13 protein-coding genes are annotated in these 15,374 nt (G+C 70.2%); 8 read left to right on the top strand and 5 right to left on the bottom strand.

The window, feature by feature from the left end; genetic code table 11:
- The first annotated feature begins 232 nt into the window (after positions 1-232).
- From QFZ74_RS03235 to QFZ74_RS03225, 3 genes are read left to right on the top strand one after another with little or no spacing between them, the layout of a single operon-like run.
- A complete protein-coding gene (locus tag QFZ74_RS03235) occupies positions 233-2,062 on the top strand; it encodes an SDR family NAD(P)-dependent oxidoreductase (protein WP_307619254.1) in 1,830 nt (609 codons plus the stop codon).
- Positions 2,059-2,787 (top strand): sugar transferase, encoded by a 729-nt coding sequence (locus tag QFZ74_RS03230; protein ID WP_307619253.1) that lies wholly within the window; start codon positions 2,059-2,061, stop codon positions 2,785-2,787. Before QFZ74_RS03235 ends, QFZ74_RS03230 begins: the two co-directional genes overlap by 4 nt.
- Positions 2,780-3,943: a DegT/DnrJ/EryC1/StrS aminotransferase family protein gene (locus QFZ74_RS03225; protein WP_307619252.1), complete on the top strand. Its 1,164-nt coding sequence runs from the start codon at positions 2,780-2,782 to the stop codon at positions 3,941-3,943. Before QFZ74_RS03230 ends, QFZ74_RS03225 begins: the two co-directional genes overlap by 8 nt.
- 238 nt (positions 3,944-4,181) lie before the next feature.
- Here QFZ74_RS03225 and QFZ74_RS03220 read toward each other — a convergent pair whose 3' ends face one another.
- The 3 genes from QFZ74_RS03220 to QFZ74_RS03210 are packed head-to-tail and all read right to left on the bottom strand — an operon-like array spanning position 4,182 to position 7,235.
- Complete coding sequence (locus tag QFZ74_RS03220) at positions 4,182-4,799, bottom strand: acetyltransferase (protein ID WP_307619251.1); 618 nt, start codon at positions 4,797-4,799, stop codon at positions 4,182-4,184.
- On the bottom strand, positions 4,796-6,103 hold the full coding sequence (locus QFZ74_RS03215) for a glycosyltransferase family 4 protein (RefSeq protein ID WP_307619250.1): 1,308 nt from the start codon (positions 6,101-6,103) through the stop codon (positions 4,796-4,798). Before QFZ74_RS03215 ends, QFZ74_RS03220 begins: the two co-directional genes overlap by 4 nt.
- 4 nt (positions 6,104-6,107) lie before the next feature.
- Positions 6,108-7,235: a UDP-N-acetyl glucosamine 2-epimerase gene (locus QFZ74_RS03210; RefSeq protein WP_307619249.1), complete on the bottom strand. Its 1,128-nt coding sequence runs from the start codon at positions 7,233-7,235 to the stop codon at positions 6,108-6,110.
- A 234-nt stretch (positions 7,236-7,469) separates the two neighbouring features.
- Between QFZ74_RS03210 and QFZ74_RS03205 the strand changes: the two genes are divergently transcribed.
- The 4 genes from QFZ74_RS03205 to QFZ74_RS03190 are packed head-to-tail and all read left to right on the top strand — an operon-like array spanning position 7,470 to position 13,573.
- On the top strand, positions 7,470-10,196 hold the full coding sequence (locus QFZ74_RS03205; RefSeq protein ID WP_307619248.1) for an O-antigen ligase family protein: 2,727 nt from the start codon (positions 7,470-7,472) through the stop codon (positions 10,194-10,196).
- Complete coding sequence (locus QFZ74_RS03200; protein ID WP_307619247.1) at positions 10,193-11,416, top strand: glycosyltransferase family 4 protein; 1,224 nt, start codon at positions 10,193-10,195, stop codon at positions 11,414-11,416. Before QFZ74_RS03205 ends, QFZ74_RS03200 begins: the two co-directional genes overlap by 4 nt.
- A complete protein-coding gene (locus QFZ74_RS03195; protein ID WP_307619246.1) occupies positions 11,413-12,390 on the top strand; it encodes a D-glucuronyl C5-epimerase family protein in 978 nt (325 codons plus the stop codon). The genes QFZ74_RS03200 and QFZ74_RS03195 overlap by 4 nt, the downstream gene beginning before the upstream one ends.
- A gap of 22 nt (positions 12,391-12,412) precedes the next feature.
- Complete coding sequence (locus QFZ74_RS03190) at positions 12,413-13,573, top strand: glycosyltransferase family 4 protein (protein WP_307619245.1); 1,161 nt, start codon at positions 12,413-12,415, stop codon at positions 13,571-13,573.
- Between the two features lie 76 nt (positions 13,574-13,649).
- Here QFZ74_RS03190 and QFZ74_RS03185 read toward each other — a convergent pair whose 3' ends face one another.
- Positions 13,650-14,594, bottom strand: a complete 945-nt coding sequence (locus tag QFZ74_RS03185) for a glutaminyl-peptide cyclotransferase (RefSeq protein ID WP_307619244.1) — start codon at positions 14,592-14,594, stop codon at positions 13,650-13,652.
- A 49-nt stretch (positions 14,595-14,643) separates the two neighbouring features.
- Complete coding sequence (locus tag QFZ74_RS03180; protein ID WP_307619243.1) at positions 14,644-15,153, bottom strand: hypothetical protein; 510 nt, start codon at positions 15,151-15,153, stop codon at positions 14,644-14,646.
- On the opposite strand from QFZ74_RS03180, the gene QFZ74_RS03175 reads away from it, so the two are divergent.
- Positions 15,140-15,370: a hypothetical protein gene (locus QFZ74_RS03175; RefSeq protein WP_307619242.1), complete on the top strand. Its 231-nt coding sequence runs from the start codon at positions 15,140-15,142 to the stop codon at positions 15,368-15,370. The two genes, QFZ74_RS03180 and QFZ74_RS03175, sit on opposite strands and share 14 nt — an antisense overlap.
- Positions 15,371-15,374: the final 4 nt, after the last annotated feature.

Below are 15,374 nucleotides of genomic sequence, written 5' to 3'. Positions count from 1 at the left end.
CTCTGATCCACCCAAAAGGATGCGGCGGCGTCCGTGGACATACCGTCAGCAAAGTGCCGGAATAGGTCTTTGGCACATGACGACCTGCTGATCGGGGTTCACCTTGTGTGAGGAATGCGCGGGCAACGACAAGATGACAGCGGTTCATCCTGCGGTGTTTCACACCGCGCAGGAAAGCCGCGCTTTGCCGAGTGGTCGGTCTGGGATTGCCGCCCGGTGTCGCCGGTCGGCGGTGCAAGCCGCCATCGACGCGATCGCCTGGACTTGCGGCCTGTTGATTGCCGGCCTGACCACGAGCAGCGCTTCCGCTCTGCTCGTCGGACCTGGCGCTCTGGTGAATCTCTGTGCTGTCACATCGACAGCAGTAGTACTGGCCGGAGCCGTGTGCGGGCTCTACTCCGGGCGCTATCAGGCGGATACCGGCGCGGAGTTGAGCGCGGTGCTGGTCTCCGCCGGGCTGACCGGGCTCCTTCTGGAGGGCATCTGCCAGGCGGGGGTTCCCCTGGTGGGCGACAAGACGGGCGTGGCCGGCCTCGCCGCCCTGGTTGGCGTGCTTGCCATGATCACCGTGAGGGCCGCAGTCGCGGCCGTCCGGCGCAGGCCGAGACGGCCCGCGCCGACCGCCGTCAAGGTGATCGTGTTCGGTGCGGGCAGCGCCGGAACGCAACTGGTGCAGCGGCTGATCGGTCAGCCTGGCGCGCAGTACCACCCGGTTGCCCTGCTGGATGACGACCCAGGCAAGCGCCGCCTGCGGATCTGTGGTATCCGAGTGCGCGGCGGGCGGGATCGGCTCGCGGAGGTCGCTGCGGAGACCGGGGCGACGGTCATGGTGATCGCGATCGCCGGCGGGTGCCGGGACGGCCAGGTGGTCCGCGAGCTGATCACACTGGCCGAGTCGATCGGTCTGATCACCAAGGTGATTCCGCGCGTCGAGGAACTGGTCGCCGGACCGGCGCGGATCGACGACGTCCGCGACCCGCGGATCACTCAGTTGCTGGGCCGCGATCCGATCCGGCTGGACCTGACGTCGGCTGCCGGTCAATTCGCCGGACGCCGCATCCTTGTCACCGGCGCTGGCGGCTCGATCGGTTCGGAGCTGTGCCGCCAGTTGCACCGGCTGGGTCCCGCGTCGCTGGTGTTGCTCGACCGGGACGAATCAGCTCTGCACGCGATCCAGCTCGCGCTGCACGGCCGTGCGCTGCTCGATTCCGACGAGGTTGTGCTCGCCGACATCAGAGATGCCTCCCGCATCCGCGAGATCTTCGCGCAGACCCGCCCCGAGATCGTGTTCCACACGGCGGCGGTGAAACATCTCCCGCTGCTCGAGCGGTATCCGGCCGAGGCGCTGAAGACAAACGTGACCGGCACGCTGAACGTGCTGCAAGCGGCTGTGGCCTGTGGCGTGCGGTCGTTCGTGAACGTCTCCACCGACAAGGCGGCCGACCCGGTGAGCGTCCTGGGCACCTCCAAGCGGATCACCGAGCGGCTCACCGCGCACATGGCCGGTGAATACCCCGGAACCTGGGTGTCCGTCAGGTTCGGCAATGTCCTGGGCAGCCGGGGTTCGCTGCTCGGCTCGATGTCCGCGCAGATCGCTGCGGGCGGCCCGGTCACCGTGACACACCCGCAGGTCGCTCGCTACTTCATGACAGCCACGGAAGCAGTCCAACTGGTACTGCAGGCGGTGGCCGTCGGGGAGAGCGGTGAGGTCCTCGTCCTCGACATGGGAGACCAGGTCCGCATCGTCGACCTCGCCCGTCGTATGGCCGCCGCGACGTCGCGGCACGTCGAGATCGTCTTCACCGGCTTGCGACCCGGCGAAAAGCTGACCGAGGACCTGCTGGGCAAGGAGGAGCCGGGCCACCGGCCGAGGCATCCGCTGGTCAGACAGGTGCCGGTGCCCGTACTCGATGTCGGCGAGGTCACCGGCATCGGTCACCTCACCGATCCAGATGAGGTACGCGCCGCCCTGGCGCGCCTCGCCGCCGCGCCCGGCCCCGAGCAACCGGCCGGCCAGCCCGTGCTGCCCGGCCAGCCCGGAAAAGCGGAGGCCAGCAGATGACCGCCCCACCTCTGTCGGGCCGGCACCCGGCCGACCCGGTGATCCCGGAGGCGCCCACCGCAGTGCCCGGCGGTGCCCGGGTCGACAACCAGGAGCCCCGCCGCAGGTCGTACCGCGGCAAGCGACTGCTGGACCTGGTCGTGGTCAGCCTGATCATCGTGCCGGCCGCGCTGCTCTGCGCGATCGCCGCGCTGGCGCACCTGCTCGCGCATGGCAGACCCGTCCTGTTCCGGCAGCAGCGGGTCGGCCGCGACGGCTGTCTGTTCGTCCTGCTGAAGCTGCGCACGATGGTGAATGTTCCGGCCAGCCCGGAGAGTCCGGGTGACGCCGACACCGCCCGGGTGACCGCCGTCGGCCGGGTGCTGCGCCGCATGTCCCTTGACGAGTTGCCGCAGCTGGCCAATGTGCTGCGCGGACAGATGAGCCTGGTCGGGCCTCGGCCGACCTTGCCCTACCAGGTAAGCCGGTACACCGATCGTCAGCAGTTGCGGCTGCTGGCCACCCCAGGGCTGACCGGCCTGGCGCAGGTGCACGGGCGACAGCGGCTGAGCTGGCCGGAGCGCATCGAGTGGGATCTGCGTTACGTCCTCCGCTCGAGCTTCCGGCTGGACCTGGCCATCTTGTTCCTCACCGTCTGGACGGTCCTGGCCGGGCGCGGAGCCACCGCCAGCCACGACAACGATCCGATCGCCCGCAAACCACAAAGGATGCTCACAGGTGCCTGACAGCAACGTCCGGATCCGGCTTGCCAGTCCCGATCTCGGTGAGGAGGAAGGGGAGGCGGTACGCAGGGTCCTGCGCAGCGGCGTTCTCACCAACGGCGCGGAGAACGAAGCCTTCGCGCATGAGTTCGCCGAGCGGCACCAGGCGCGGTTCGGTGTGACGTTCTGCACCGGCACGGCCGCGCTGCAGGCGATGTTGCTCGCCGAGGGCATCGGCCCCGGCGACGAGGTGATCGTCCCGTCGATGACCTTCGTCTCCACGGCGACATCGGTGTGCCACGTCGGCGCCACCCCGGTGTTCGCCGACATCGACCCACGGACGTTCAACCTCGACCCGCAATCGGTCGCGGCCCGGATCACCCCGGCCACGCGGGCCGTCATGACCGTCCACTATGCCGGGCAGCCCGGTGACCTCGACGGGCTGGCACGGGTATGCGGCGCGGCCGGCGTGCTGTTGCTGGAGGACGCCGCGCAGGCGGCCGGCGCCGAGTACCGCGGCAGACCGGTCGGCGCCATCGGCCGGTCGGCAATGTTCAGCTTCACCCCTACCAAGAACATCACCACCGGTGAGGGCGGCATGGTGCTGACCAACGACCCGGGCGTCGCGGAGCGGCTGAGACTGCTCCGCAACCATGGTCAGACCGGGCTGTACCAGCATGAGAGCCTCGGGTACAACTGGCGGCTGACCGAGATGCAGGCCGCGATCGGCCGGGTGCAGCTGCGCAAGCTGGACGGCATCCTGGGGCGCAAACAGCTGATCGCGGAATCACTGACCCGGCGGCTGGCCGGGCTGCCCGGCCTGACGACGCCGCATCAGGTACCCGATGCCCGGGGAAGCTGGATGCTCTACACCTGCCTGCTTCCCGGCGTCCGCGACCAGGTGCTCGCTGACCTGTTGGACCAGGGCATCGAGGCACGGATCTACTTCCCGCCGGTACACCGGCAGCCGATCTTCGCCCGGCGGGACGGCGGCACCGGGGACGCCGCGGCACTGCCGGTGACCGAGGCCGTCGCCCGGGCGATGCTCTCGCTGCCGGTGCACCACCGGGTGACCGAGGCCGAGGTGACCGAGATCGCCGACGCAGTGACCACCGCCGTCGGCCGGGCAACCGCGCAGCCGAATGCCACGGATCAGGCGATGCCGGCTGGTGCCCGGTGACCACGCATCACGAGCGGGCGTCCCGACTTCGGCGCGATGGGCCGCAACCGCGCCCAGGTCCTGGCCGCGCTGCCCGGTGTACGCCTGGTCGCGGCCCGCGATGACCTGACCGGCGGCACGGCGGTGCCCAGCCTGCCCGTGCTGCCGGACCTGCACCAGTCGCTCGCGCTGGACGTGGCCTTCTGCAGGGGAGCTGCGCCGACGCCGGGTGCCCGGGATCCCGTGATCGAACCGACGGTCAGGGCTCCCGGGCCCTGGCGGGGACGCCGACGACCACCTGACCGACGCCGACATCGCGGGTCACCAGAGCCGCGGCGCCGACCATAACGGACGGCCCGATCCGCCGGCCCTGCAGCACGGCGGCATTACTGCCCACCGTGGACCCGGCGCCGATGGTGACGTTGCCGGCGATGTTGGCCCCCGGCAGGATCGTCACGAAATCCTCGAGCACCGTGTCGTGACCGATGCTGGCCTGGTAGTTGACCTGGACGTGTGCGCCGGTGACGGTGCCGGTGGAGATGAACGCCTGACCCAGCACAACGCAGCCACGCCCGATCCTGGCGCCGGGGGAGACAACCGCACGCGGGTCGATCACTGTCACCGCTCGCAGGCCGCGGTCTTCGAGCTCCCGGGCCAACCTGCGGCGCGCGTCGGCGTCGGCGATCGCGACCACGAACTCGTTCCGCTGCCCGCCAGACGAAGCCAGCTGCCCGGGCAGCAGCACCGGACAGCCGTTCACCGTGGTGGCTGCCGGGTGCTCGTCCACGAAAACAACCTCGGGTGCCGCGGCTGTCGCCCGCACCGCGTCCAGCGTCTCCCTGCCGAAGCCGCCAGCGCCCACGATGTGCAGCGTCACAGCCGTGCCTCCGTAGCCGGACCCCCGCGCCGCGCCGGTTCCGAGACCGCGGCGAGGAATGCGCCTGCCAGCGCGGTCATGCCGTGATGCCGGTAGACCCAGCGGCGGCCGCGCTCGCCCATCCGCTCCCGTTCGGTCTCGCTCATCGAAGCCAGCCCGGCCAGCGCGCCCGCCATGTCCGCCGGTGACTCGGCGGGCACGCACACGCCGCCGCCGGACTCGCGCACCGGGCCGCCGGGCGCGTTGCTCGCGAACAGCACGGGCTTGCCGGACGCCAAGTAGTCGAACAGCTTGTTGCTGCTCAGGCCGTACTTGAAGACCGCGACATCGCGCAGGCAGAACAGCGTCACATCCAGCTCGGCCAGCACGGCCGGTACGGCCTGCTTGGGCACCGGCGGCCAGAACAGCACGTTGTCCAGGCCATGCTGGTGAGCGAGCCGTTGGCACGCGGCCTTCTCCTGGCCGTCGCCGACCATCACCACAGCGACCCGCGGATGGCCGGGGGCTCGCAACTCCGCCGCGGCCGCGACAATGGTCGCCACCCCGTTGGCCGGTCCGTGCGAGCCGATGTAGCCGGCGGTGAGACAACCGTCCTTGCGAAAGCGCCTGATCCGCTCGATCAGGTCGGCGGCCCGGTCCCCGGGGTCCGCAACGTTCGGGTCGGCCGGCTCACCCGGTTCCATCGGCCGGGGGAAGTCGGCGATCCCGTTCGGCACATAATGGATTTTGTCGGCCGGGAGACCGCGGGCCCTCAGGTAGTCGGCGGCACCGGGCAGCAGGCAGATCACGGCGGACGCACGCCGGCAGCAGAAGGACTCGACCAGCCGGAGCAGCCGGGCAGGCAGCCCGTTCGCGCGCAGCGCGCCCATGTCGATCAGTGTCTGCGGCCACAGATCGCGTACCTCGAAGACGAAGCGGGCGCGGCGGACGCGGGCCGCCAGCCAGGCGGCGAGCACCGCGGCCAGGTGTACTGATGAGCCGACGATCACATCCGGCCGGTTCAGGCCGCGCTGCGCCGAGAGCACCCGGGCCGCATAGTGGGCCATGTTGAGCACGCGGCGGTATCCGTTGCCGGTGTAGGGCGGCGTGCGGACCCAGACGAAGCGGACGCCGTCGATCGTCCGGGTGGCCACCTTCTCGCCGGGCGCGAGCCGTTCCTCACGCCCGCTGAAATGGCTGAAGCTGCTGGCGAAGATGGTGACGTCGTGTCCCTTCGCCGCCAGCACTCGGCCCAGCTCGTAGTGCCGGGTGCCGGCGGCGCAGTCCGGTGGCGCCGCGTAGTGGTTGAAGATCCAGATCCTCATGTCCTCACCTCCGCCGAAGCCGCCCTGCCGTAACTGGCGGCGTGCTGAGCAATGGGCTCGTCGTGGGCCCGTGACGCCAGTACATCGATGATCCTGACGGCGGCTTCACCGTCACCGAAGGATGTTGGTGGCCTGCCCGGTCGGCCGCGGCCCGGCCACTGCCGCCGGCGACTTTCGGGGATCGGGAACCAGGACGTCCCAGCCGTCCTGAAGAGTCTCCGGCCTCCGTCTCGGCGCGCAGTGTGCTGCACGGGACCCCGAGCACCAACGCCTCCTTCCGCAGGCCGCCGGAGTCGGTGATCAGCCCGTCGGCTCCGGCCAGCGCGGCGATCATGCTCCGGCAGGGCAGAGGGTCGGCCGCCCGACAGGTCGGTGTCGAACTGCCGGGCTCTGGCGGCGAGCTGTGGTGTACCGGCAGCCGGACGGGCTTGGGGCAGGCGGCGAGCCCGGCAACCGTCGAGGCCGGCCGGTCCGGAGCGTCGGTGGTGACCTGCCGGCCCACGGTGGCGAGCCGTAGGGCCCTTGATGCCCGGTCAGGAGCGGTGAAGGGATGCCCGGTCAGGAACGGTGAATGCCGCTCCTCGCCCGACCCCGCCCACTGGTCCCTGATCACCCGGAGCGTGTCCACCGTCAGATCGCCGACCAGCAGCGAGCGAGTGGTCAGACCCTCGGCGGCCAGAGCGGCCATCGCCACCGTGGTCGGAGCGAGCAGCAGGCCGGCCAGATGATCGGCCACGATCCGGTTGCGTTCCGCGGACATTGTCCGGTCGAAAGAGCGCAGGCCCGCCGACAGGTGCGCGATGGGCAGTTCTCGTGCCGCCGCCGCGAGCGTTCCGGCGAGGGGGGAGTTGGTGTCGCCGTAGGTCAGTACCCAGTCCGGGCGCTCCCGCGCGAGTACCGGATCGAGCGCGGCGAGCGTCCTCGCCGTCTGCTCGGCCTGACGGGCCGAGCCCGTATCCAGGTTCACGTCCGGAGGAGGGACGCCGATCTCGTCGCCGAATGATGGCGACAGCAGGTGGTGACAGTGCCGGCCGGTGTGCACGATCAGGTGCTCGTCGCCGCGGCGGGCGAGTTGCCACGCGATCGGCGCCGACTGGACGATCTGCGGACGTGCGCCGACCACGCTGAGCACCTTCACAGCCGCGTTCTCCTGTCCTACCAGGTCGTCCGCGCCGGAAAAGCCTTCTCCCGGCGCTGGCCAAGGCGGTGATATCCGGCCCGGCGACCAGAAATCTACTACTCAACGTGCAACTGTCACTACTTTCCGCTACCAGTGCCGCTACATTGTGCCTGCTGCCGAGGCGGCGAGAACATCCGCCGCTCCCAGCCGCACGATCCGACTCGCGACTCCGGAGGCCGTTCCCTGGTGCTGTCGATCACGAAAAGTCTCCGAGCCCGGCTGCCGGGGGTAAGTCCGGCGGCGATCGGGGCAACACTGGCCACGCGATTGCTGGCCACGGCGATGAGCTTCGCGGCGGGCGTCATCACCGCGAGGGCTCTCGGGGTGGGAGGCAGGGCCACGTTCGCGGTCATGATCTCGGTCCCCTCCGTGCTGAGCGTCGTCACGGTCCTGGGTGTGGACAACGCCAACGCCCGGTTCGCCGGGACCTCGCACACCGCATTCCGGCAGATTGTCCGGTGGAGCCTGGTGTTCTCCATGATTTCGAGTTCCACCCTGGCGGGGCTGTGGCTGCTGCTCGGTCATCTCTGGCCGGCCGTGCTGCTCGGCGTGCCGTACCGGCTCGCGCTGCTCGTGGCCGCCATATGCCCGGTGAGCTTGCTGACCACGCTGCTCGGTATGGCTGAACTCGGTCGCGGCCGGGTCGCGAGGTACAACCTGCTTAGCACTGTCCCTTCGGCCGGCTACCTCGTCGGTGTCTGCGGTCTGCTCGCCGCGGGATCGCTGACCCCCATCAGCTGCTTCCTGGCGGTGCTGGCCGGCCAGCTGGTTTGCGCCGCGATGCTGTTGATCGGGTCCACCACCCGCGTCCACACCGATGGTGAACCCGTCGCTGTGCGTACCTTCGGCAGCTTCGCCATCAGCTCCTATCTCCCGAACCTCATCCATTACGGATTGCTGCGCCTGGACGTGCCGGTGATCCAGACGCTCGCCGGGGCGACGGCCGTGGCCGTGTACGCGGTGGCGCTGCCCCTGGCAGAGGGGCTGCTCCTGCTGTCGACGACGGTCGCGCTGGTGATGTTTCCCGCCGTGACCTCCGGTGCCGTGGATGCGCGGGCAGCGGCCAGGATCGCCCGGACCGTGTTCCTTGCCGCCGCCACGGCTGCCGTCGTGGCGGCGGCGACTGCGCCCATCCTGATCCCAGTGGTCTACGGGCGGCCGTACTCCGGTGCCGTGCCGGTGATCTGGGCGATGCTCCCCGGCCTCGTGCTGTTCAGCGCGGCCCGCTCGGTCCAGCCCTACCTGGCGGCCGCCGGCCTGCTCCGGCCGGTGATCACGGCCACTGTGATCGGTGCGATGGTCAACATCGGGCTGCTCGTGGCCTTGACCCCCCACCATGCCGCGGTCGGTGCCGGCGCCGCCGACTCGGCCGGATACCTGGTGCTCGCGGTGCTGCTCGCCCACGGCGTGCGCTCGGCTGTCCGTGCCCGCCGACGCCATCCGGCTGAGCACGCCGGCGACGAGACGGCGGCCGTACCGGCGCGCCCGCCCATCGGGTGCCTGTCGGTCAAGACGGTCGGCCACCGCCGGCGGGGGGCGTACCCGAGGCAGGTGAGGCCCATCCTGGCCAGCAGAGGGCTCATGGTCGCGGCGGGACTCCTGACCGTGGCGGGTGCCGGCTGTCTCGCGACGGCGTACAGCCCCGCCCTCAGTGCCGTCGGCGCCGCCGCCACGCTCGTGGTCATTGTGCTGGCCCTGATCCCGGAGGTGGGTCTGTGTGTACTCGCGGCGGCCATCCCGCTCTCACAGTCCGACATCGGCGACTCGCTGATCACCCCAAGTGTGCTGATCGCTCTCATGCTCGTCTGCCTGCTGGGCCGCGTCATCGCCGACCGGGGGATCGCGCGGCCGAAGTCTGTCGGTGTCCTGATCACCGTTGGCACGGTCGGTTACCTGGTGGCCACCAGCGTCCTGATCGGCGACACCGATCTGCCGGGTGCCGACAAATGGCAGTACCTCCTGCTGATGTGCGCGCCGCTGCTGCTGCTGCCGCTGGTCGCCGAACCTGGACGGGCTCTCGACCGGGCGCTCGTGGTGTTCTGTTGCGGCAGCGTGATTGTGGCCTTGATCAACATCGTTCAGATCGGCTCCGTCTTCGCGGCGAAGGCGGGTCTCGCCCCTGCTGACACCGCCGTTCTGGCCATCACCCAAGAGGACGCAGCCAACCACAACACCGTGGGTGCCCTGTTCGTCATGGCGGCCGCAGTCCTGCTCAGGCGCTATCCGGCCGTCCGGGCGCCCCTGCTGCGGCTGGCAATCGGCGCGGGGGTCGTCGTGCTCGCCCTCGGGGTTGCGTACTCGCTGAGCCGCGCAGCCTATCTGGCGGGAATCGCGGTGATCGCGCTCTACGCCGCCCGTAGATCGCTGCGCGGCGTCCTGGCCCTGAGCGTCGGCGTGGCCTGCCTGGTACCGCTGCTGCCCGCCGCGATCGCGGCCCGGTTCGACTCGATCGTCGGCGGCGCGCCGGACGTCAACTCTGCGGTACGGCTCGATCTGTGGAGCAGCGCACTACGGATGTTCGAGGCGCACCCTGCTTTCGGTGTCGGATATCTGAACTTCGCCAACCATTTGCCCGCCTACTACCACGCCACAGGTGATTACGAGGTCATGCTCCTCCAGTTCCCGCTCCTGCATTTCGCTCACAACACCTACCTGACAGTCCTCTCGCAGACCGGCCTGGTGGGCGCGGCCGGGATCGGCACGCTTGTCGTGCTCGGCGTCCGCCGGGCGTGGCGCGCGGCTCGATCCGGTGATCCTGCGGGCGAGCCGGCGCTGCTGGCCATGGTCGGTGCCGGGGTCTGCTCGCTGTTCGGCGAGGTCCTGCTGGTCCCACCCCTGCTGGCCGGTCTGATGCTGATCATCCTGGCCGCGAAGCCGGCTCCGGACAACGCACCGGTACCGGTGGCGCGATGAGCACGTCCGCGATCGGGAAGCCGCGACCGCTGCGCATCCTGCAGATCACCTCGGCCGCCGTCGGCGGAAACTGGTTCCACGACCAGGTGCGGGGCCTCGCCGAGCTGGGCAACGAGGTGTGCGCGGTGCTGCCCCGAGAGGGCCCGCTCGCCGACCGGCTGCGCGAGGTCCGCGGCGTCAGGGTGGAAATCATCCCGTTCGGAGTGCCTCATCGGATCGGACAACTACCAGTGCTGATGGCTGGGCACTGGCGGCTGATGAGATTCGTCAGGGCATACAGGCCGGATGTCATCCATTCGCATCTGATCATCGCGAAACTCGTGGCCCGAGTGGTGTCGGCCGCCTGCCCGTCGGCGCTGGTCGTGTCGCAGGTTCCCGGACTGGTGCATCTTCGGATCGCGCCGTTCCGGATCCTGGAGCGGCTTTCGCTGCGCCGGGACGATCTGGTGCTCGGATCGTGCCGGGCGATCGCGCGCCGCTACCAGGCCATGGGAGCGCGGTCGGTCGCGGTCAGCTACTACGGCTGCGACGTACACCGCTTCGATCCGGCAACCTCGCCGGACGCGTTCCGCCGTGAGTTCGGCCTCACCGACGACACCCCGGCTGTCGGCATGGTCGCCTACATGTACGCGAGCAAGTTGCGAGAGTTCCGCCAGGTCGGTGTCAAGGGGCATGAAGTCTTCCTCGACGCGATCCCGCTGATCCTGCGTCAGAACCCCGAGGCCAGGTTCTTCGTGGTCGGGGATGAGCTGGTCGGTGACGGGAAGTACCGGCGCGAGCTGGAACGCCGCGCCGCCCGGCTCGGCATCGCCGACCGGATCCGGTTCACCGGTTTCCGGTCCGACATCAGCTCGGTCATGGCCGGGCTGGACGTCCTGGTGAACCCGTCCATGGACGAGTCCGCCTGCTATACCGTGGTGGAGGCGTTGCTCATGCGAAAGGGTGTGGTGGCGACCGACGTCGGTGGCCTGCCGGACACCGTCCAGCACGGCCGCACCGGCCTGTTGATCCCGCCCGCCGATCCCCCGGCACTGGCACAGGCCGTGAATGCGTTGCTCGCCGATCCCGCAGCGCGTCTGCGCATGGCCTGCCGGGGCCGTGAACTCGCGCTCCGGCAGTTCGACATCGCCGGGACGGTCGGCCAGGTGAACGAGCTGTACCACGAGGCACTGGCCGCGCGGGGACGTCGCAGGATGCTCCGCAGGGAGAGTCCGGCGTGAAGGACAACAGGACGCGGACCAGAACGACGCTGGCCGGCATGGCGGGGAAAGCGGTACGCGATCTGCGGCGGCCGAGCTTCCCGGTCGACGCGACGACGCCGCCGGGTGACATGACCACCGACCAGCCGGGCAGATACCCGCTCGACCTGCGGCCGATGACGGCCAGGAGCATGCTCGACCACGAGCGCGTGGTGGTGACCCGCGCCGCGACCGGCGAGACCTACCGGAACCCGGTCTCGGTCAGCCTGTATGCGCTCGCACAGCACACCGGCGCGCTCGCCACCGGCCGGCACCCGGCCACTGGGGACGAACGGCCGCCGGGCGTGCAGGCTCTGCTAACCCAGGCAGCATGGCTGCGTGCCAGCCAGGACAGCAACGGCGGCTGGCGCTATCCGGTACCAGTGCCCCGGTACGGGGTGCGCCCGGGCTGGTACTCGGCCATGGCCCAGGGCCTGGCGATGTCGGTGATGCTGCGCGGATACGCCACGACCGGCCAGCGGTCCTTTCTCGACGCGAGCGAGGGTGCGGTGGAACTGATGCTCCGGCCGCTGGACGCGGGCGGTTGCTCGCACTACGACCACCTGGGGCGCCCTTTCCCCGAGGAGTGCCCGTCGGACCCGGTCAGTCACATTCTCAACGGTGCGGTCTTCGCCCTCTTCGGTCTCTGCGAGCTGAGCCGGCATCAGAGCGGGACTGCCCACGAGCGTGTGGCGGACCGGATCCGCGACTCGCTGGCCGCGTTCGACCTGGGGTACTGGACCAGGTACGACCTCCGGCACACCGCGCCCGCCAGTTTCGCGTACCACTGCCTGCACGTCGCGTTGCTGACCGCGGCCGGAGAAGTGCTCGCCGACCCGCGATGGCCGGCGGTGGCCATCGGGTGGGACCGCTACACGCGCAGTCCGGCCGGCCGGCTGCGGGCTGCGGCGGGCAAGGGGCGGTTCGTACTCAAGGAGCGCCGTGCCCGGTCATGACCAGGCCCCGCGAAGGCTGGGCATGTCCGATGCGCCGATCGTGCCGCTGCGCGTCGTCCTGCTCGCGTCGGCCACGTCGGCGCACACCCGGCGCTGGGCGGACGATCTGGCCGCGCTCGGGCATGAGGTGACGGTCTGCAGCTGGCATGAGCCGGGTCTGGGTTTCGATGGCTGGCGAGCCGCGTCCGCTCCCGGCGGAGCGTGCCGACCGTTGCGCGTGCTGCGCGCCATGCACTGGCTGCGGCGCGAGCTACACCGGGCGCGGCCGGATGTCATCCACGTCCATTCGCTCGGCGTGCACGGGGCGCTCTCCCTTCTGCTGCCGGCCCACCCGGCAGTGCCGGTCGTGATCACACCCTGGGGATCCGAACTGCGTGCGGCCGGTCGGCATTCCGGCCGGGCGCTGGTCGCTCGGCTGGCGCTCCGGCGGGCCGCACGCGTGGTGCCGACCTCCCGGGAGGTGGCTGAGCTGGTCGCGAGCCGATACCGGGTCCTCTCTTCACGGATCACGGTCCTTTCCTGGGGGGTACCGGACGCGCTGCTGGATGCCGGAAACGACGCCGATCCCCGGTTGACGCGCGCGAAGTACGGCATTCCGGCCGGAGCCACGGTCGCGCTGTCGGTCCGCAGCACGTCGGAGGTCTACCGGACCCACGAGATTCTCGCGGCATTCACCCGTGCCGCGCGAGTCCGGCCCGACCTGTTCCTCGTGTTGGTGGCGGGTCACCAGCCGGCTCATGCCGCCGCCAGACGCGCGCAGCAGGAATACCTCGCGCTTCTGCGCGCCCGGGCACGAGATCTGGCCGGCCGGGTCGCCGTCATCGATCAGCCACTCGGCCAGGCCGAGATGTTCAGCCTGATGCGCGCAAGCGATGCGGCGATTTCGGTTCCCCAGGCCGACCAGCGGAGCTCATCGGTACTCGAAGCCGCAGCTGCCGGGTGCCGGCTGCTGCTCGCCGACATCGCGCCCTACCGAGAACTGGTGGCGGAGGGCCTGCTGGCGAATCTGCTCCCCGATCCACTGGTCGGCTCGTTGGCTGACGCCCTCTCACACGCGGGACCGCTGAACGCGAAGGATCGCCTGTCCAATCGGAAGCTGATCAGCCAGGCCGAGCGCGGCTCCCTGAAGGTCGCAGAACTCGAACGGCTGTACAGGGATGTGGCCCGCGCGGGGGCGGTGTGATCAGGACCCGTTTATGCGCAGGGGCAACGAGGAGCGAGCACCTCGTGCCGGAAGGCACCACCGCCCACTGTCCGGTTCAGCGGGCGGTGCGGCTCGGCGGCTGTGCCGGAACACGGGCGACGTGGAACATCTTGGGCCAGAACTTGCCCGTGAGGAGGAACTGGTCCGTTGCGGGGACGGCCGCGATGCCGTTCCGGGTGGCGCCGGGGACGAGTTCGTCGGCGTGCAGGAGGCCCGAGGCGCCGATGCTCGCCGTCATCGCGCCGGTGACGGGGTCGATGCGCACGATGCGTTCGGTGGGCAGCACGTTGGCGTAGACGGCGTGGTCGGCCCGCTCCAGCTCGTTCACTCCCGTCACCGGCCGGCCGTCTTCGGTCACGGTGACCTCACCGGTCTTCGCGAGGGTGCGCGGATCGCGGAAGGTGAGTCGTGCCGAGCCGTCGCTCGTCACCGACTGCCGCCTGCCGCGGTCGAAGCAGATGCCCCAGCCTTCGTCGGGGTAGGGGACGCGGCGCAGCTCCCTCAGTGTCGTCGCGTCCCGCTCGATGGCGATTCGGTCCCGCCAGGTCAGCTGCCACAGGGTTCGGCCCAGGGTGATCCCCTCACCGAAGAGAGGAGCGGGAAGGCTGGTGTGCACCATGGGTGGCTTGCCGGGGGCCCCGGACCGTACGGAGGACTGACCGGACAGCCCGGTGCCCTCGTAGAGCGTGCCGCCAGCCATCTCCAGGCCCTGAGTGAACGATTCCGGGTCGTGGGGGAGGGTTTCGAGGACCTTCACTCGCAGGCGTTCGACCTGGTGGGGGCTGACCTGCCGCCAGTGTGTACGGCTTCGGCCGGCCGGATCGCCGGACACTGCTTCGACGTCCCGCCGGGCCGCGAGCGGCTCCGACCGGGTGAGCAGCCCGGTGGCCGCGATCCAGACGGAGCCGGTGACCAGGAGTGCCGCGATGGCCGGCAGGGTGTGTCCCAGTGCGCGGCGGCGGCCCGCCGCCCGGTTGCCGGAACGACTGGTTCCAGGCAAGCGGACGGTGTCCTGGCCCGGGCCGGGACGCCGTGGTCGTACTGATCTTTCAGGTACGGCGACCACGGCGTACGGCCAGCATCGTGCCCCCGCCCGCCATGAGCAGGGCGGCAGCCGTGCCGCCGATCACCAGCGCCTTATCACTGCCCGTCGCCGCGAGCCCCTTGCCGTTCCGGTCCGAGTGCGGGGAATTCGACGGCTCGACGGCTGTGGGGAGTTCGTGGGAAACGTTGCGGCTGTCGTCATGTCCGTAGTGCCCACCGTGCCCTGGCTCGTCGTGGTGCCCGGGCTTGCCCGGGTGGTGGGGCGGCTTTGGGGTGGGGGTGGGCGTCATGCGGCCCAGCACGTAGATGCTGACGCCGACACTCACGTGGGGGTGCTTCGAGGTGAGCCGGAAGACGTGCCAGCCGGTAGTGGTGTCCGCCGGGATGGTCACGGTCCCCGCAACCGAGCCGTCGGCCCGGGCCCGGAAGTGGCCGAGCACAACCGGCCTTGATTCCAGCAGCGCCGTGACGAGCGACCCGGGCTCGAACACGCCGGGGGTGGTGCTGAAGCTCAACTCCTCCCCGGCTGTCACCGTGGTGGTGCTGACGGACAGGGGCGGGGTCGACGGCGGGTACGGCTGTGCCGAGGCGGCCTGCGCCCCGATCAGCGGTGCTGCGATGAGAATGGCAGTCGATGCCGCCGATGCCAGAGCGGCCCGCCATCTGCGCGATGTTGTCATCTTCTTCGATCTCCTCGACTTGGGTCCGGGCCTGGTCGTGCGGCGGCCGTGATTCG

The organism is Streptomyces sp. V3I7 (assembly GCF_030817495.1).
Classification (GTDB): Bacteria; Actinomycetota; Actinomycetes; order Streptomycetales; family Streptomycetaceae; genus Streptomyces.
The sequence above is the reverse complement of the archived record's forward strand: the minus strand, read 5'-3'. Positions and strand labels throughout refer to the sequence as shown.